This window comes from Pannonibacter sp. SL95, assembly GCF_026672425.1.
Lineage (GTDB): Bacteria > Pseudomonadota > Alphaproteobacteria > Rhizobiales > Stappiaceae > Pannonibacter.
Window position 1 is genome coordinate 395,719 of the sequence record NZ_JAPPRC010000003.1, and the last position, 17,607, is coordinate 413,325.

14 protein-coding genes are annotated in these 17,607 nt (G+C 63.8%); 11 read left to right on the forward strand and 3 right to left on the reverse strand.

What is annotated here, in order from left to right; translation table 11 throughout:
• Positions 1-22: 22 nt before the first annotated feature.
• Positions 23-430: a flagellar export protein FliJ gene (gene fliJ, locus OVA12_RS02415; protein WP_268134154.1), complete on the forward strand. Its 408-nt coding sequence runs from the start codon at positions 23-25 to the stop codon at positions 428-430.
• Between the two features lie 167 nt (positions 431-597).
• Here the strand turns inward: fliJ and OVA12_RS02420 are convergent, their stop codons facing one another.
• Positions 598-1,665, reverse strand: coding sequence for a DUF2336 domain-containing protein (locus tag OVA12_RS02420; RefSeq protein ID WP_268134156.1), 1,068 nt, complete (start codon positions 1,663-1,665; stop codon positions 598-600).
• Positions 1,666-1,851: 186 nt separating this feature from the next.
• Between OVA12_RS02420 and OVA12_RS02425 the strand changes: the two genes are divergently transcribed.
• The 6 genes from OVA12_RS02425 (at position 1,852) to OVA12_RS02450 (ending at position 10,115) form a co-directional block, all read left to right on the forward strand.
• A complete protein-coding gene (locus tag OVA12_RS02425; RefSeq protein ID WP_268134158.1) occupies positions 1,852-4,269 on the forward strand; it encodes a mechanosensitive ion channel domain-containing protein in 2,418 nt (805 codons plus the stop codon).
• Positions 4,270-4,744: 475 nt separating this feature from the next.
• Positions 4,745-6,349, forward strand: a complete 1,605-nt coding sequence (locus tag OVA12_RS02430; RefSeq protein WP_326493880.1) for an ABC transporter substrate-binding protein — start codon at positions 4,745-4,747, stop codon at positions 6,347-6,349.
• Between the two features lie 114 nt (positions 6,350-6,463).
• A complete protein-coding gene (locus OVA12_RS02435; protein WP_268134160.1) occupies positions 6,464-7,471 on the forward strand; it encodes an ABC transporter permease subunit in 1,008 nt (335 codons plus the stop codon).
• Positions 7,472-7,568: 97 nt separating this feature from the next.
• Positions 7,569-8,423 (forward strand): ABC transporter permease subunit, encoded by an 855-nt coding sequence (locus tag OVA12_RS02440; RefSeq protein ID WP_268136974.1) that lies wholly within the window; start codon positions 7,569-7,571, stop codon positions 8,421-8,423.
• Between the two features lie 4 nt (positions 8,424-8,427).
• Positions 8,428-9,279 carry an ABC transporter ATP-binding protein gene (locus tag OVA12_RS02445; RefSeq protein WP_268134162.1) on the forward strand — a complete coding sequence of 284 codons (852 nt, stop codon included), beginning with the start codon at positions 8,428-8,430 and terminating at the stop codon, positions 9,277-9,279.
• Positions 9,276-10,115 carry a dipeptide ABC transporter ATP-binding protein gene (locus OVA12_RS02450; RefSeq protein WP_268134164.1) on the forward strand — a complete coding sequence of 280 codons (840 nt, stop codon included), beginning with the start codon at positions 9,276-9,278 and terminating at the stop codon, positions 10,113-10,115. The genes OVA12_RS02445 and OVA12_RS02450 overlap by 4 nt, the downstream gene beginning before the upstream one ends.
• A 211-nt stretch (positions 10,116-10,326) precedes the next feature.
• On the opposite strand, the gene OVA12_RS02455 is transcribed toward OVA12_RS02450, so the two are convergent.
• Positions 10,327-11,205 (reverse strand): FkbM family methyltransferase, encoded by an 879-nt coding sequence (locus OVA12_RS02455; protein ID WP_268134166.1) that lies wholly within the window; start codon positions 11,203-11,205, stop codon positions 10,327-10,329.
• A 112-nt stretch (positions 11,206-11,317) separates the two neighbouring features.
• Here OVA12_RS02455 and OVA12_RS02460 point away from each other — a divergent pair, with 112 nt between their 5' ends.
• The 3 genes from OVA12_RS02460 to OVA12_RS02470 all read left to right on the forward strand — a co-directional run bounded on the left by OVA12_RS02460 (position 11,318) and on the right by OVA12_RS02470 (position 13,920).
• Positions 11,318-12,436, forward strand: coding sequence for an ATP-dependent DNA helicase (locus OVA12_RS02460; RefSeq protein WP_268134168.1), 1,119 nt, complete (start codon positions 11,318-11,320; stop codon positions 12,434-12,436).
• A 114-nt stretch (positions 12,437-12,550) separates the two neighbouring features.
• Complete coding sequence (locus OVA12_RS02465; RefSeq protein WP_268134170.1) at positions 12,551-13,123, forward strand: sigma-70 family RNA polymerase sigma factor; 573 nt, start codon at positions 12,551-12,553, stop codon at positions 13,121-13,123.
• On the forward strand, positions 13,120-13,920 hold the full coding sequence (locus OVA12_RS02470) for an anti-sigma factor (RefSeq protein ID WP_268134172.1): 801 nt from the start codon (positions 13,120-13,122) through the stop codon (positions 13,918-13,920). Before OVA12_RS02465 ends, OVA12_RS02470 begins: the two co-directional genes overlap by 4 nt.
• A gap of 229 nt (positions 13,921-14,149) precedes the next feature.
• Here OVA12_RS02470 and OVA12_RS02475 read toward each other — a convergent pair whose 3' ends face one another.
• Complete coding sequence (locus OVA12_RS02475; RefSeq protein ID WP_106751381.1) at positions 14,150-14,722, reverse strand: fasciclin domain-containing protein; 573 nt, start codon at positions 14,720-14,722, stop codon at positions 14,150-14,152.
• 239 nt (positions 14,723-14,961) lie between these two features.
• Between OVA12_RS02475 and OVA12_RS02480 the strand changes: the two genes are divergently transcribed.
• Complete coding sequence (locus OVA12_RS02480; protein WP_268134174.1) at positions 14,962-17,400, forward strand: Tex family protein; 2,439 nt, start codon at positions 14,962-14,964, stop codon at positions 17,398-17,400.
• Positions 17,401-17,607: the final 207 nt, after the last annotated feature.

Sequence of the window (17,607 nt, forward strand, 5' to 3'; positions counted from 1 at the left end):
GGCCAAAGGGGAGTAACGAGTCATGAAGTCCCGAGAGAGCCTCATTCGCCTGAAGCGCTTCCAGGTCGACGAGAAGCGCCGCCACCTGATGCAGATCGAGTCCATGATCGCCGACTTTAACCGTATGGCGGATGAACTGGATGATCAGATCCGGTCGGAGCAGGAGCGCGTCGGCATTACCGATGTCTCGCATTTTGCCTATCCAACCTTTGCCAAGGCCGCCGCGACCCGCCGCGACAATCTGCGCAATTCCGCGCTGGAGCTGAATGACCAGCTGGAACGGGCCCGCGAGGAACTGTCGCTGTCGATTGAAGAACTGAAGAAGTTCGAGCAGCTCGAGGAGCGCGATCATCAGCGCGAGCGCGAGGCCCAGGAAATGGCCGAGCAGGCGATGATGGACGAAGTCGCCAGCCGCATGCGCGCCCGCTGAAAAACGATCGACGCTGCAAGATATGGGTGCCAGACGGGCTTTTCCCCGCCCGTCCAGCAGCCGCCGGAAATGCCGAGGCCTGCGCATCGCGCGGGCCTTTGTAGTTTTCAGGTGAGTTTGGACCGGTGCGCGGTCTTCGCCGGCAGCGCAGTGAAGGGCAGTCTGGTCTAGTTCGACGGACGCCGCGCGGCAAAGCCACTTGAATTGCGCTTTTCCGAAAGCTTGTCGTTCGGTCTTGGCTTGAATTGCCGCAACAGCGCCAGGGCCTGGTTTTCCGGGATCCGCAGGAACCGGCAGCGCGCCCGGGCCAGTGCCTCGAACGTCGTGTCCTCGAGATCAGCCTTCCGTGCCGCCTCGATGATCTTGTCGGTATCTCCCGACAACACGGCATCGCGCAGGACCTGCCGGTTCTCCCGGATGGAGAGCGCCAGCAGCTCGGCTGCGTGGCCCAGCCGGTCGTCCTCCAGCATCAGGATGAGGAGGTCGTCGAGCGTCGCGAAATTGGCTTCGATGATCTGCCACAGCTTGCCGATCTCGAACGTGTCCAGCCGGATGCCAAGAGCACGCCGCAGTGCGCGGCGCCGGGCAATGGCGTCCAGCTCGTCCGGTGTGATCTGGCCACTGGCGACAGCTTCCAGACGCGATCGCGTGGCTGCGTTCACATGCGGCATCAGGAAACTGCAGATGGTCGGGGTCAGGTCGCCGCGCGTTGTCAGGTCCTCGCGCAGAACCGCATCCCGCAGGGCCGATTCCGCCAGGTTGCGCATCGCCCAGTCGGACAGGCGCACCGTGCGGTTGGTCGCAACCCGGCGCAGCACCTTGTTGCTGCCACGGCGCACCAGCGTGTCGGCGGCCGGGCTCGGCAGGTCGCGCCGTCCGGCCAGGATCTGCAGATGGCTGTCATCAAGCCGGCGCGCCAATGCGATGATGTCTTTTGACGTAAGGGCCTTTGACCGTTCAAGCATTGGCTTTGCGACGGCAAGGACGTCGGTTGCCAGACGCAGCGCTAAAGGAGACGGCGTCTGCGGACAGGCGGAAAGCGTGCGCGACAACGTTGCCCGTGCCGGTTCATCCGTATGGTCCAGCAACTTGAGCAGAATATCGCCGAACAAGGCCAGTTCAGCCGGGGTATGCGTGCCTACGCCTTGCAGGAAAACCTCAGCGGTCTTCTGCATCAGCGCTGCGCGCGCTTCCGGTGTTGTCTCCTGCGCGAGTGCGAGAAGATTCGTCAGCATGGCCCCATCCGTAAAACTAACGGAGCATAGCCCAAACCTGGTTAGGCTTTCGTTACGCAGCTGATCGCGCCGCCATGTTTCTGCCTGCGATGCAGTGCATGTCAGCCTGCTGTTTGGTATTTGATGGTCATGATTGATTTGCTGAAGATCCCCGTCTCTCCTGCCCTGAGCCGTTGCACTGCCTTGGTGCGCAACCTCTTGGTGCTTTTCGCCTTTCTTGCGTTCCTCGGGGCTGCATCCGGGCTTGCTGTCGCCCAGTCGTCCGCTGAGCGGCCTGCCGCCACGCCGGCTGAATCCGCAACGCCGCCGGCCGCTGCCGCAACGCCCACCGGCCAGACCCAGGCGCCACTAGCTGCATCGCCAGAGAATCAGGACAAGGCCGCCACGCCAGCTGTTGGCTCCGACAAGCCAGCTTCGGCTGCGCCTGCTTCGCCTGCTGCGCCTGCGGAAACGACGGAAGCCCGGAAAGAGATCGCAGCCGCTCGTGATGCCCTGGTCCAGGTTCTGCAGGACCCGGTTGGCCGCGCCGCGCTGGTCGGTCTGCTCGAGGGGCTTGGCAAGAGCGGGGCCGTCGGCCAATCGGCCCAGCCCGGCACAGCCGCGAACGGTGGCGGCACAGCTGGCGAGCGGGCCCTTTCGGGCCAGATCAGCGACTTCTCGCGGCAGGCCTTCGGCGACATCGCGTCAGTGTTCAATCGGATTTCCGTCTCGCTGAAGGGCTTGAAGCTGCTGTTTACCGGCCAGATCCAGGTCAAGTGGGACAAGGTCCGGGAAATCGCGGCGGAACTTTCCGTTGTTCTTGGGGTGGCGCTGTCGACTTACTGGTTGCTGCGCTTCGGCGGCCGCTTTGGCGCCACATGGCTGGTTCGGCGCTTCGGCGCCCGCGGCTGGATGTGGCGCGTCGGCCTGCTGATCGGCCTGGGCTTGGCAGATCTGGCGGCGATCTTCCTCGCGCTGATTGTCTCAGCCGTGGTTGCCGGCACACTTCACCTTGAAACGTTAGGCGGTGATATCACGCTGGTCGAATCCCTGACGCTGGATGCCTTCCTTGCCGCAGGCGTCTCGCGGGTGATGGTGCGGCTACTGCTGTCGCCGGACCATGAGGCGGTGCGCCTCGTTCCCTTCTCCACCGCATCTGCCCGCTACTGGGCCATCCGGGTTGGCAACCTGCTGTCCTATCTCGTCTATGGCGTGATCCTGGCGGTTCCGATCGCCAACATGACCATGTCGCTGGCCATCGGCAATGCCTTGCGGGTCATCATCATCCTGTCGGCTGCCGGGTTTGCGATCTGGCTTGTCGTTGCCAACGCGGCGCGCGTTCGCCTTGCCATTCAGGCCTACGCGGCAACACTGGACGGCGAGCTTGGGCGAAGCGCCATGCATCTGCTCGGGCGCGTGTGGGCCGCCATCGCGATCCTCTACACGCTTGTGGTTCTGGGAATCTGGATCACGCGGCCTCTCGAGGCCATCGAGGTCGTGGTCAGTGCCACGTTCTTCTCGATCGTGACGGTTGTCGTTGGCGGTATCAGTTCGATGGTGCTGACCCGCGCGATTGCGGGTGGCATTCGTCTGCCGGATCACATCAAGGAGACGCTTCCCGCGCTTGAGGGCCGGGTCAACGCTGTCGTGCCGCATCTGCTGAAGGCCGTGCGGCTTGTGCTGCTCATCCTCACGCTGGCCTTTTTGCTCGATGCCTGGTCGGTGATTGACCTCGGTGGCTGGCTGAAAGCCGGGGCGGGGGCTGACATCGTCGGTCAGCTTGCGTCCGCCGCCTTTGTCATCCTGCTCGGCTGCGCGGCCTGGCTTGCGGTGATGTCGTGGATCGACCTGCGTCTGCGCCCATCCGGTGACACCATTGTCTCGGCACGTGAGCGGACGCTGTTCCAGCTGTTCCGCAACGCCTTCACGGTCGTCGTCATCGTCATGACGGGCATGCTGACCCTGTCCGAGCTCGGGCTGGATATCGGGCCGCTGATCGCCGGTGCCGGTGTCATAGGTCTTGCGGTGTCCTTCGGTGCCCAGACGCTGGTCAAGGACATCATCACCGGCGCGTTCATTCAGATCGAGAACGCCATCAACGAGGGCGATGTCATCACGGTCGCCGGGATCAACGGAACGGTGGAGCGGCTGACGGTGCGCTCGGTCCGCATCCGCGACATCAACGGCACCACGCACATCATCCCGTTCTCGAGCGTCGACATGGTGTCGAACTTCATGCGCGACTTCTCCTACCACGTGGCGGTGATCGGCGTGTCCTACTCGACCGATATCGACGTGGCGAAAGCTGCGATGAAGGAGGCCTTCGACACCTTGAAGGCGTCGCCGGCCGGCGGCAGCATCATTGGCGATCTCGAGATGCACGGCGTCATCGCCTTTGCCGATTCTGCCGTCAACCTGCGCGCCCGCATCAAGACCTTCCCTGGAGCGCAATGGGCGACGGGCCGGGCCTATAACGAGCACCTCAAGCGGGCCTTCGATACGCACCAGATCGACATTCCATTCCCGCAGGTGACGTATCACATTGCATCTGAGCCACCGGTTGCCGCTAAGGCACCTGCGATGGATGCTCCTGCAGAGAGCGGAAAAGGCCCCGCAGGGGCCTGATTGGCTGCGACATGAATGATAGAAATAGGGGGATGCGGTGAGAAGAAAAAACCGCATCCTTCCCCTTTAGCGAAACATTTTGACTGATGTACGTATAAGTGCGTACATAAAATCAGCGCCAAGAATTGTGCTGCATTGCAAAATATTGACTGCCTGCGGCTCTGTGGTTCCGGACAGGTTCAATCTGTCTAACCAATTGAAATTTGTCGAGTTTGTGGCGTAAATCAGATCATGGTGCGGCGCACTATGGATCGGCGTTTCAGGGCCAGAAGTCAGCAAGAAATAGCCCTTGCCCCTTTAGGTCAGTGAATTTGACCAAGTTAAAAAATTTCGTTTCAACCCAAAACATCGAAATCTTTTGTCGGTTGATTTCGGCGCAAAAACCGGCCTTATTTCGCTGCAAGCGGGTCGATAAACTTTCGCACGACCACAAAGCTGCGAGATCCGCTTTTCTCATCAAGGGGAGAACAGTTTGATGACTATCCGCACCACCCTGAAGGCCGCGCTTCTCGGGGCAAGCGTGATCGCGATTGCCGCGACCGGCGCCCAGGCGAAGACGCTGGTCTATTGCTCGGAAGGCTCGCCGGAAGGCTTTGATCCCGCGCTCTACACCTCCGGCACCACGTTCGACGCTTCGTCCAAGGCCATCTACAACCGTCTGGTCGAGTTCAAGCCGGGCACCACGGAAGTTGTTCCGGGCCTCGCTGAATCCTGGACTGTTTCGCCGGACGGCCTGGAATACACGTTCAACCTGCGCAAGGGCGTGAAGTTCCACAAGACCGACTATTTCACCCCGTCGCGTGACTTCAACGCCGACGACGTGATCTTCTCCTTCGAGCGTCAGGGCAAGAAGGACAATCCGTGGAACACCTACACGGAAGGCGCGACCTGGGAATACTTCGATGGCATGTCGCTGCCGACCCTGATCAAGGAAATCGTCAAGGTCGACGACAACACGGTCAAGTTCGTGCTGACCCGCCAGGAAGCTCCGATGCTGGCGAACCTCGCCATGGACTTCGCCTCGATCATGTCGGCCGAATATGCCGCACAGCTCGACAAGGCTGGCACCAAGGCCAACCTGAACCAGCAGCCGGTCGGCACCGGTCCGTTCACCTTCGTCGGCTACCAGAAGGACGCCGTCATCCGCTACGCCGCCAACCAGGACTACTGGGGTGGCAAGCAGAAGGTCGACAACCTCGTCTTCGCCATCACGCCGGACGCAGCTGTTCGCCTGCAGAAGCTGAAGGCCGGTGAGTGCCATGTCATGCCGTATCCGGCTCCGGCCGATATCGCTGCCATCAAGACCGATCCGAACCTCCAGATGATGGAACAGCAGGGTCTGAACGTTGGCTACCTGGCCTACAACGCCACCCAGGCTCCCTTCGACAATCCGAAGGTCCGCAAGGCGCTGAACATGGCGATCAACAAGGACGCCATCCTCTACGCCGTGTTCCAGGGTTCCGGCCAGGCCGCGACCAACCCGATCCCGCCGACCATGTGGTCCTACAACACCCAGATCAAGGACGACGCCTACGATCCGGCAGCTTCGAAGAAGATGCTCGAGGAAGCTGGCGTCAAGGACCTCAGCATGAAGGTCTGGGCGATGCCGGTGCAGCGTCCGTACAACCCGAACGCCCGCCGCATGGCCGAGCTGATCCAGGCTGACTTCGAGAAGGTCGGCGTCAAGGTCGAGATCGTTTCCTACGAGTGGGGTGAATACCTCAAGCGTTCGAGCGCCAAGGACCGTGACGGTGCCGTGCTCCTCGGCTGGACCGGTGACAATGGTGATCCGGACAACTTCCTCGCCGTTCTGCTCGGCTGCGACGCTGTGGGTGGTTCCAACCGCGCCCAGTGGTGCAACGACGAGTTCGAAGCTCTGGTGCAGAAGGCCAAGGTCGTAACCGACAAGGCTGAGCGTACCAAGCTGTACGAGCAGGCTCAGGTCGTGTTCAAGGAACAGGCTCCGTGGGCAACCATCGCTCACTCCGTCGTGTTCATGCCGATGTCCAAGAAGGTCTCGGGCTACGTCATGAACCCGCTCGGCGGCCACTCCTTCGAGGGCGTCGACGTCGCCGAATAATCCCGGCATTCAGCGGCACCGGCGGAAAACCCGCCGGTGCCTTCGCTTTTGGCGAACCGGCCGTAGCGGGAGTTTTCCCCCTGCGAGCCGGTTCTCTCAAATCCGGACATCGCCATGTTTCGCTTTTTTCTCGGTCGCCTAGGCCTGCTGATCCCGACCTTTCTCGGTGTCACAATCGTCGCATTCGGACTTGTCCGAATTCTGCCCGCGGATCCGCTTGAGCTGCTTGCTGGCGAACGTGGAATGTCGCCAGAGCGCAAGGCGGAACTGATGCGCCAGATGGGCATGGACCTTCCCATCTGGGAGCAGTACCTTGCTTATCTTGGAAACCTGTTCCAGGGCGATCTCGGCACGTCATTTGCGTCCAAGCGACCTGTGCTTGATGAGTTCCTGCAACTTTTCCCGGCCACTGTCGAACTCTCGTTCTGCGCCATTCTGATCGCGGTTGCCATCGGCATTCCGCTCGGCATCCTGGCTGCGGTGAAGCGCGGCTCGTTCATCGACCAGACGGTGATGGGCACGGCGCTGATCGGTTATTCGATGCCGATCTTCTGGTGGGGCCTGCTGCTGATCATCCTGTTCTCCGGCATCCTGCAGTGGACGCCCGTCTCGGGCCGCATCTCGTTGATGTATTTCTTCCCGCAGGTCACGGGCTTCATGCTCATCGACAGCCTTTTGTCAGGCGAGAAGGGGGCGTTCCTGTCAGCGGTCCGGCATCTCATCCTGCCTTCGATCGTGCTGGCAACCATTCCCCTGGCCGTGATCGCGCGCCAGACCCGCTCGGCGATGCTTGAGGTTCTGGGCGAGGACTATGTCCGCACGGCCCGGGCCAAGGGTCTGCCGCCGCACCGGATCATCGGCCTGCACGCCCTGCGCAACGCCCTGATCCCTGTCATCACCACCATCGGCCTTCAGGTCGGCGTGATGCTGGCCGGTGCGATCCTGACCGAGACGATCTTCTCCTGGCCTGGCATCGGCAAGTGGCTTGTCGACAGCATTGCTCGTCGCGACTACGCGGTGGTTCAGGGCGGCCTGCTGTTGATTGCTGCCATCATCATGCTGGTCAATCTGATCGTGGACATCCTGTACGGGCTCGTAAACCCGCGCATCCGCCACAATTGAGCGGAAGGACCGAACTCTCATGAGCACCTCTCCCAAGGCGGACAGCTCCGCCCTCGTCGAAAAACTTGAACGCGAAAGCCGCAATGCCACCCGGGCAATGCTGGCCGAGTTCTGGTACTATTTCTCCCAGAACCGCGGCGCCGTCATCGGCCTTGCCGTGTTCCTGGTCCTCGTCGTGACCGCCGTGTTCGCGCCGCTGATCGCGCCGCATGCACCGGACATGCAGTATCGCGACAGCTTCCTCGTTCCGCCGGTCTGGCAGGAGGGCGGCAAATGGGACTTCCTTCTGGGCACTGATCCGGTCGGTCGCGACATGCTGTCCCGTCTGATCTACGGCGCGCAGTACTCGCTGTTCATCGGCTGTGTTGTCGTGTTCGTGGCGCTGACGGGCGGCGTGATCATCGGCCTTATCGCCGGATACATGCGCGGCGCTGTCGACACGTTCATCATGCGCATCATGGACATCATCCTGGCGTTCCCGTCGCTGCTGCTGGCCCTCGTCGTGGTCGCGCTTTTGGGGCCTGGCCTGATGAATGCCATGTTCGCAATCGCCATCGTGCTGCAACCACATTTCGTCCGTCTGACCCGCGCTGCTGTCCTGGCCGAGCGTTCGCGTGACTATGTGGTCGCCGCCCGTGTTGCCGGTGCCGGTCATTTCCGGCTGATGTTCAAGACGATCCTGCCGAACTGTCTGGCGCCGCTGATCGTTCAGGCGACCCTGTCCTTCTCCAACGCCATCCTGGATGCGGCCGCCCTCGGCTTCCTCGGCGTGGGTGCACAGCCGCCGACCCCGGAATGGGGCACCATGCTGGCCGAAGCGCGCGAGTTCATCCTGCGCGCCTGGTGGGTCGTCACCTTCCCGGGCCTTGCCATCCTCATCACGGTGCTTGCCATCAACCTGGTCGGCGACGGCCTGCGCGATGCGCTCGATCCCAAGCTGAAGCGGAGCTAAATCCATGGCGCTTCTCGAAATCCGCAACCTTCGGGTTGAATTCGACACCGCCAAGGGCCCGTTCCGGGCGCTCGATGGGGTCGATTACACGGTTGATGCCGGCGAGGTTCTGGCCATCGTCGGCGAAAGCGGCTCGGGCAAGTCTGTGGCCATGCTGGCGACCATGGGGCTCCTGCCCGACACCGCGACGATCACGGCAGACAAGATGGAGTTCGAAGGTCTCGACCTTCGCACCCTGACGCCGAAGCAGCGCCGCAAGGTGATCGGCAAGGACATCTCCATGATTTTCCAGGAGCCGATCGCCAGCCTCAATCCCTGCTTCACCGCCGGTTACCAGCTGGAGGAAGCGCTGAAGGTCCACACCAACCTCTCCGGCCGCCAGCGCCGCGAACGGGTGCTGGAGCTGATGCGCTCGGTCGGTATCCCCGAGCCGGAACGGCGGATGAACTCCTTCCCGCACCAGATGTCGGGCGGCCAGTGCCAGCGCGTCATGATCGCCATGGCGATCGCCTGCGCGCCGAAGCTGCTCATCGCGGACGAGCCGACCACCGCGCTCGACGTGACGATCCAGAAGCAGATCCTCGACCTCCTGATGCAGCTGCAGCGCGACAGCGGCATGGCGCTGATCATGATCACCCATGACATGGGCGTCGTGGCCGAAACCGCCGACCGCGTCATCGTGCAGTACCAGGGCAAGAAGATGGAGGAGGCCGACGTGCTCTCCCTGTTCGAGGCGCCGAAGCACCCCTACACCCGCGCGCTGCTCGCCGCGCTGCCGGAAAACGCCACGGGCGACCGGCTGCCGACCGTCAGCGATTTTGCAAAGTCCTTCGCTGCCGAGGAGGCCCGCGCATGAGTGATCCCATCCTGAAGGTGCGCGACGTCACCCGCGAGTATGTCATCGGCGGCGGCCTGTTCTCCAAGCCGCGCGTGCTGCAGGCGGTCAAGGGTGTCAGCTTCGACGTCGAGCGCGGCTCGACCCTCGCCGTCGTCGGCGAAAGCGGCTGTGGCAAGTCGACCCTGGCCCGCATCCTGTCGATGATCGACCCGCAGACCGCAGGGACCGTCGAGATCGACGGCCTGAAGATCGACATCAGCAAGACCGGCATTTCCAAGGAAATGCGCCGCAAGGTGCAGATCGTGTTCCAGAACCCCTATGGCTCGCTCAATCCGCGCCAGAAGATCGGGCACGTGCTTGAGGAGCCGCTGCTGCTCAACACCGACATGAGCGCAGACGAGCGCCGCGATGCTGCGCTTGCCATGCTGGAAAAGGTCGGCCTCAAGCCGGAGCATTACGGCCGCTATCCGCACATGTTCTCCGGTGGCCAGCGCCAGCGCGTGGCCATTGCCCGGGCGATCATGCTGAAGCCGAAGCTCCTGGTGCTCGACGAGCCGGTTTCCGCGCTCGACCTCTCGGTCCAGGCGCAGATCCTCAACCTGCTCAAGGACCTGCAGGACGAGATGGGCCTCACCTATGTCTTCATCAGCCACGATCTCTCGGTCGTGCGCTACCTCGCCGACAAGGTGATGGTGATGTACTACGGCGAGGTTGTGGAATACGGCACGCGTGAAGCCGTCTTCGACAATCCGCAGCATGCCTATACCAAGACGCTCTTCGCCGCGACCCCGGACGCCGGCGTCGAGGCGATCCGCAAGCGCGTTGCCGCCAAAAAGGCCGCTACCGCGGCCTGACCCGTCACACACTTGCCCCCAATCAAAAGGCCCGCCCGGTTCCCCGGCGCGGGCCTTTTTGCAGCAGAGGGCTTTGGCTTGCTGTTGACTTGGCACCGATTGCTGCGCCCCTCTCCCCCCTTGAGGGGGAGATGCCCCCGTCAGGGGGCAGAGGGGGGTAGCAGTGGTGCGGCTGGTCGAAGTGCCGTTGTCTTGCAGGACTTCGCTCGCCTCACAGGTCCGGGAACAACGAGCGCTCCGGCGTGTTGCGGGAGATCGGCGGCAGGCTCACATGCCGGTCCTGGCTGGCGAAGCTTGCCACCACCAGACCGTCGCCGCTGAAGGATTCCTGCACCGAATGCTCCACCAGGATGCGGGCACCGAGGCCCGCCAGCGCGGCGACGCAATCCTGATGCGTCGTCGTCGATCCCGAGATCGAGCTGTGGTGGGTGGAGGCAACGACAAACCGCACCTTGCCCGCCTGACCCGCCGCGCCGATGGAGCGCAGGAAGGACGTCTCCGCGCCCTGCACGTCAAGATGCAGCATCTCGATCGGCTCCCCGCCGGCGAGCCGCATCACGCTGTCGAAATTGTAGCAGGGCAGGGTCACGTCCTGGCGCAGGCTTTCGGCGTGCAGCGTCATTGCGGCAAGGTCTTCCCCGCCCACCCAGGCGCTGTGGAAGGCCATGCGGCTCGCGCATCCGTTCAGCGCCGCGTTGGTCTCGCCGATGCTGCGGTTATGGGCGTCCGGTTCGACGCAGATCGTGCGCGATCCGGGGATTTCGTCGAGATACCAGAGGCTGTACCAGGCCCAGAAACAGCCCAGCTCCACCATCAGCGTGTTGTGCCGGCACAGGCGCAGCAGGGCACTGAAGGCCAGTTCTTCCTGCGGTTCATGGTGTCCGCGCAGCGACCGGATCACTTGCGCCATCCAGTCGCCGTGATATCCGCCCGCGCGCACCTTCACCCCGTTATGCATGATCTGCACGGGAAACCCTGGCCCATCGACGATCCGTCCGGCATCGGCCACCTTCGGCAGGCTGTCGCAGTCGCCACAGCTGATCGTCATCAGGGTTCGTTCAAGCGCATCCATCGGATCAAGGCCCTCCATCTCGCCCTGTCATAGCCGGATGCGCACGTCTGTGAAACCGGGATTGATTGAGACGTGCGCCAAGCGGCAAAACCCGCTATTGCCTTCAGCGAACGAAACGGGAATCGCACGGATGCTCTGGTCGCCGCAGCAGGAAAAGGCCTTGATGGATGCCGCGCAATGGCTGAAGCGCGGCGACAAGCAGGTGTTCCGCCTGTTCGGCTTCGCCGGAACCGGCAAGACCACGCTGGCACGGCATCTGGCCGAGGGCATTGATGGCGACGTCTGTTTCGGCGCCTTCACCGGCAAGGCTGCCCATGTCCTGCGCCAGAAGGGCTGCACCGACGCGGGTACCATCCATTCGCTCATCTACCGTCCGCGCGCCTCGAAGGAAGAGGAAATCGTCGAGGAGGGGGAGGATGCCGGGCCGCAGTTTGCCCTGAAGCGCGACAGCGCCGCCGCGCGGGCCTCACTCATCGTCATCGACGAGTGCTCGATGGTCGACGAGGATCTCGGCCGTGACCTTCTCTCCTTCGGCACCCCGGTTCTGGTGCTGGGCGACCCGGCGCAGCTGCCGCCGGTCAAGGGCGGTGGCTATTTCACCGAGGCCGAGCCAGACGTGATGCTGACGGAGGTGCACCGCCAGGCGCAGGACAATCCGATCGTGCGCATGTCGATGACCATCCGCGAGGGCGGCACGCTGGACTACGGCGTTTTCGGCGCCAGCAGCATTATCTCCCGCCGCGACATCGACAAGGACCAGATCCTTGCCGCCGACCAGGTGCTTGTCGGCACCAACCGCACCCGCCGCCTCTACAACAACCGCATCCGCGAGCTGAAGGGCTTCCTGACGCCGATGCCGGCCGTCGGCGACAAGCTCGTCTGCCTGCGCAACGACAAGGCTCGCGGCCTCCTGAATGGCGGCCTGTGGCAGGTCAAGCGCCTGAAGCCGCCGCGCGGCAACACGCTGCGCTTCGACATCATGCCGGAGGATGAACCGTCCAAGCAGTCCGTCGAGGTCAAGGTGCTGCCGGCGATGTTCGAGGAAGGGGCCGAGCAGATCCCCTATGCCCTGAAGCGCAAGGCCGACGAGTTCGACTTCGGCTATGCCCTCACCGTGCACAAGGCACAGGGCTCGCAATGGGACAGCGTCGTCCTCTTCGACGAAAGCTTCGCCTTCCGCGAACACCGCGATCGCTGGCTCTACACCGCCGTCACCCGCGCCGCGGAACGGCTCACCATCGTCAGGTGAAGGGGCTAATGAGGCTCTGGTTCTGATCCACCCTCCGCCGGTTGCCGTATCTTCCCCATGAACCGACCTGGCCTTGCCCTCCGGCAACGCGCCCTGCAGGAACGGGGAGATCCTGTGCCGGACGTTGCCGACACTCTTGCCGCCGAGATGGCCTTCGACCTCGCGCCGCTGATCAGCGCGACGGCGCGGGGCGACCGGTCGGCGTTCCGTGCGATTTATGATGCAACCTCGGCGAAACTTTTCGGCGTGGTCCTGCGTATCTGCAGGGACAGGGACAAGGCGCAGGAGGTGCTGCAGGAAGCCTATGTGAAGGTCTGGCAGAACGCTGCCCGCTATGACCCGGCAAGCGGCCGCCCGATCACCTGGCTCGCCGCCATCGCGCGCAACGCGGCCATCGACCAGATCCGCCGTGGGCGGGCCCAGTCGCTGGAGGTCGTGCAGGAGGAGGGCGAACTGGAGGCGATTGCCGATCCGGCCGCCGGGCTCATGGGTCATGCCGACCGCAGCACCCTGCGCGTCTGTCTGGGCGAACTGGAGGATATCCAGCGCGATTGCGTCGTGCTTGCCTATTGCGAAGGCTATTCCCGCGAGGAACTGGCCGTGCGATATGACAGGCCCGAGGCCACGATCAAGACATGGCTCCGCCGCGGCCTGATGCGGTTGAAGGATTGCATGGACCGCGAATGACAGGACGCTCCACACCGCCAGGAACTGCCCCCACCGGACCCGATGACCGGCTCGAGCTTGACGCTCTGGCCGGTGAATTCGTGCTGGGCAGCCTGTCTGAGAGTGAGCGACGCGATGCCGACCTGCGTCTGGCAACCGATCCGGACTTCGCCCGGCTGGTCGCGGACTGGCGCCAGCGCCTTGCCCCGCTGGATGACAGCGTACCTCCCGTTGCTCCGCCGGCCGATCTCTTTGCGCGTATCGAGGCCCAGCTCGAAAGACAGAACGAGACCGCCGCTGCGCCGGTTCTGGCCGCTTCATCCGTGTCACCGGCGTCTGACCTTCTCCTGCGCCGCCTGAACCGCTGGCGCGCGGCTGCGCTTGCCGCTGCCGCCACCAGCACAGCACTTGCTGCCAGCCTTGCGGCCCTGCTGCTGGCCCCCCTGCCTGAGGCGGAGCCTGTCGTGGCCGGGCAGAAGTATCTTGCCGTCGTCAACCGCGACGGCGCGCAGCCGGCGATTGTTGTCAGCGTCGATATTGAAACCGGGATCGTCTCCCTGCGGGATCTCGGCGCCGAGCAGCCGGCCGACCGCAGCCTTGAAGTCTGGTATCTTGCTGGTGACGGCAGCCGCCCGCCGCTGTCTCTCGGCGTTCTGGCGGACAGCGCCGATATCACCCATCTGCCGGTCCGCGATGCCGACTATGGCCGCACCGATGCCGCCATCGCCATCACCCTCGAACCCAAGGGCGGCTCCCCCAACGGCGACCCGACCGGCCCCGTCGTCTACTCCGGCAAACTGATCCCCGAACCGCGCTGACCTGAAATCTGGTCCCGCCTTACCTACTACCTCGTCCCTCCTGCGCAGGCAGGAGCCCAGTAAACGATGCGCTTTCGGCTGGAGCACCCAAGGTTCACTGGGGGTACTAGATCCCCGCCTTCGCGGGGATGACGACCGTGGGGAGGATGGCGGAGCAATTCGCGGACCAAAAAGAACACCCCCGGCGCTGGGCACCGGGGGTGGGGTTTGTTGCGAGGAGAGACGCTGATCAGCTGGCCGGCAGCAGGACGGTGTCGACGACGTGGATGACGCCGTTGGACTGATCGACATCGGCGATGGTGACGGTGGACATGTTGCCCTGGCCATCCTCGATCATGATCTTGCCGTCCATGGCCTTGGCCGTGAAGGTGCAGCCGCCGACGGTTTCGATCTTGGCGCTGCCTTCACCGCTGGTGATCATCTTCGACAGGGCGTCGGACATGACTTCCGCGCCCACCACATGGCAGGTGAGGATCTTGGTCAGCTGGGCCTTGTTTTCCGGCTTCAGCAGCGTGTCGACCGTGCCGGCCGGCAGCTTGGCGAAGGCGTCATTGGTCGGGGCGAAAACGGTGAAGGGGCCGGTGCCAGCCAGGGTGTCGACGAGGCCAGCGGCCTTGACGGCGGCGATCAGCGTGGTGTGATCCTTGGAGTTCACGGCGTTCTCGACGATGTTCTTTTCCGGATACATCGGAGCGCCGCCGACTTCCTTGGTCATGCCGGCCGCGATGGCGGTGACACCCATGAGGGCCAGGACGCCAGCAGCGATGCCGGCACGAAGCGAGGTCTTGATCAGGGTCTGCATCGAAAGTCTCCTCTTGCGTGACGAAGCGCCCTCTCTCGGGGCGTTCAGGAGGAGTTACGGCGGGCCTCGCCGGAAAGTTTCAGGCGCTTTTGCATTTTTCTGGCAGGGGTGTTTTCGGCCGGCACAGGGTCAGGCAGGCGCGGCAACTGTGAATCGCCTGCGGGATGCCGCTTTATTGCCGCACAGCTCCGCTCTATGGTCGCCGCCCGATCATGACCGACATCACTGGAGCGCCGCCCATGTCCGATTTCAGCGAAAGCCCCGAAGGCTTTGCCGCAACGCCCGCCGCAGCCCGGAAGACCCAGGTCGCGCCCGAGGTGGCCCTGCGCATCGCCCGGCGCATTGCCGAGGAAATCGCCTGCCAGCCGGCGCAGGTGAATGCAACGGTCCAGCTCCTCGATGAAGGCGCAACCGTTCCCTTCATCGCCCGTTACCGCAAGGAAGTCACCGGCGGGCTGGATGACACGCAGCTGCGCAAGCTGGAAGAACGGCTGATTTATCTGCGCGAGATGGAAGACCGGCGCGGCGCGATCCTGAAATCCATCGAGGAACAGTGCAAGCTGACCGACGATCTGGCGCTCAAGATCGCCAAGGCCGACACCAAGGCCGTGCTGGAAGACCTCTATCTGCCGTTCAAGAAGAAGCGCCGGACCAAGGCCCAGATCGCCCGCGAGGCCGGACTGGAGCCGTTGGCCGATGCGCTGCTGGCCAATCCGATGCTGTCGCCGGAGAGCGAGGCCGTTGCCTTCGTCAGCGAGGAAAAGGGCGTGGCCGACGGCAAGGCCGCTCTTGATGGGGCCCGCCAGATCCTGATGGAGCGCTTTTCCGAAAACGCCGAACTGGTCGGCCGTCTGCGCGAGCATCTGGTTGCCAAGGGCGTCGTCACCTCCAAGGTGATCGACGGTCAGCAGGAAGCCGGCGCAAAGTTCGCCGACTATTTCGACTACACCGAGACCTGGGCCAAGATCCCGAGCCACCGTGCGCTCGCCCTGTTCCGTGGCCGCAACGAAGGCGTGCTGGCGGTGGAGCTGACGGTGGACGCCGATGTCACCGAGGGGCTGAAGCCGGCCGAGCGCATGGTCGCCCATGCCGCCGGCATTTCCGATCAGGGCCGCCCGGCCGACAAGTGGCTGATGGATGTCGCCCGCTGGACCTGGAAGGTGAAGCTCGCCCTGCATCTCGAACTCGACCTGATGGGCACCTTGCGCGACAAGGCCGAGGAGGAAGCGATCCAGGTCTTTGCCCGCAACCTCAAGGACTTGCTGCTGGCCGCTCCCGCCGGTGCCCGCGCCACGCTGGGTCTTGATCCCGGCATCCGCACCGGCGTGAAGGTTGCCGTGGTCGATGCCACCGGCAAGCTGGTGGAGACGGCAACGGTCTATCCGTTCCAGCCGAAGAACGATGTCGCCGGGGCCCGCAACACATTGCTGGCGCTGATCGCCCGGCACAAGGTCGGGCTGATTGCCATCGGCAACGGCACCGCCAGCCGCGAGACCGACCGCCTCGCCGCCGAGGTGATCGCCGATATTCCGGTCGCCATGCGTCCGATCAAGGTCATCGTCAACGAGGCTGGCGCGTCGATCTATTCGGCCTCGGAACTTGCCTCGAAGGAAATGCCGGGCGTCGACGTGTCGCTGCGCGGGGCGGCCTCCATTGCCCGCCGCCTGCAGGATCCGCTGGCCGAACTGGTGAAGATCGAGCCGAAGTCCATCGGTGTCGGCCAGTATCAGCATGACGTCAACCAGACCAAGCTCGCCCGTGCACTGGACGCGGTGGTGGAAGATGCGGTGAACGCTGTTGGCGTGGATCTCAACACCGCCTCTCCGGCCCTGCTCGCCCGCATCTCTGGCCTTGGCGAGGGTCTGGCGAAAGCCATCGTCGAGCACCGCGACACGATCGGCGGCTTCCGCAGCCGCAAGCAGCTGATGGATGTGCCGCGTCTTGGCGCGAAAGCCTTCGAGCTCTGCGCCGGCTTCCTGCGCATCCGCGAAGGCGACAATCCGCTCGATGCCTCCTCCGTGCATCCGGAAGCCTATCCGCTCGCTGCCCGCATTGTGCAGGCCTGCGGCCGCGATGTGCGCCAGATCATGGGCGACAGCGCCTTCCTGAAGACGCTGAATGCGGCCCAGTTTACCGACGAGCGCTTCGGCCTGCCCACCGTGCGCGACATCATTGCTGAGCTGGAAAAGCCCGGCCGTGACCCGCGCCCGGAGTTCAAGACCGCGACGCTTCTGGACGGTGTCGAGGAGGTCTCGGACCTCAAACCGGGCATGAAGCTGGAAGGCACTGTCACCAACGTCACGAACTTCGGTGCCTTTGTCGACATTGGCGTGCACCAGGACGGCCTCGTGCATGTGTCGCAGCTGGCCGACAAGTTTGTCGATGATCCGCACAAGGTGGTGAAGGCCGGTGACATCGTCTCCGTCACCGTCGTCGAGGTCGACGTGAAGCGCAAGCGCATCGCCCTGACGATGAAGAAGGCCGCCGACTATCAGGCCGGCCGCGAGCGGGCCGACACGCGCGGTCCTGATCGCGATGGCCCACGCGGTCCGCGTCCGGGTGGTGGTGGCGGTCCGCGTGGTGGTAGCAAGCCGGGCGGTGCTCCTGCCCCCAGCGGCGGCGGCAACAGCGCCATGGCCGCCGCCCTCGCCGCCGCCATGAACCGCGGCCGCAAATGAGGCACGGCTGAGAGGATAAAGGGCGGCGCCTCGCGCCGCCCTTTTGCTTTGAGAAGCTGCCACGGACGTCACCCCGGGCGCAGCGAAGCGGAGACCCGGGGCCTACTCATTTCCAGAGCAGTTAAGGCCGGCCCTGTGGCGTCACAGGCAGAATTGCCATATGTGACACCCGCCGCCACGCTTCGACATTCTCCCACCGCTCAGGGA

Coding starts and splice junctions, on each gene's coding strand:
- fliJ (WP_268134154.1), top strand. CDS start 23: ATGAAGTCCCGAGAGAGCCTCATTCGCCTGAAGCGCTTCCAGGTCGAC.
- OVA12_RS02420 (WP_268134156.1), bottom strand. CDS start 1,665: ATGCTGACGAATCTTCTCGCACTCGCGCAGGAGACAACACCGGAAGCG.
- OVA12_RS02430 (WP_326493880.1), top strand. CDS start 4,745: ATGACTATCCGCACCACCCTGAAGGCCGCGCTTCTCGGGGCAAGCGTG.
- OVA12_RS02435 (WP_268134160.1), top strand. CDS start 6,464: ATGTTTCGCTTTTTTCTCGGTCGCCTAGGCCTGCTGATCCCGACCTTT.
- OVA12_RS02440 (WP_268136974.1), top strand. CDS start 7,569: ATGCTGGCCGAGTTCTGGTACTATTTCTCCCAGAACCGCGGCGCCGTC.
- OVA12_RS02445 (WP_268134162.1), top strand. CDS start 8,428: ATGGCGCTTCTCGAAATCCGCAACCTTCGGGTTGAATTCGACACCGCC.
- OVA12_RS02450 (WP_268134164.1), top strand. CDS start 9,276: ATGAGTGATCCCATCCTGAAGGTGCGCGACGTCACCCGCGAGTATGTC.
- OVA12_RS02455 (WP_268134166.1), bottom strand. CDS start 11,205: ATGGAGGGCCTTGATCCGATGGATGCGCTTGAACGAACCCTGATGACG.
- OVA12_RS02460 (WP_268134168.1), top strand. CDS start 11,318: ATGCTCTGGTCGCCGCAGCAGGAAAAGGCCTTGATGGATGCCGCGCAA.
- OVA12_RS02470 (WP_268134172.1), top strand. CDS start 13,120: ATGACAGGACGCTCCACACCGCCAGGAACTGCCCCCACCGGACCCGAT.
- OVA12_RS02475 (WP_106751381.1), bottom strand. CDS start 14,722: ATGCAGACCCTGATCAAGACCTCGCTTCGTGCCGGCATCGCTGCTGGC.
- OVA12_RS02480 (WP_268134174.1), top strand. CDS start 14,962: ATGTCCGATTTCAGCGAAAGCCCCGAAGGCTTTGCCGCAACGCCCGCC.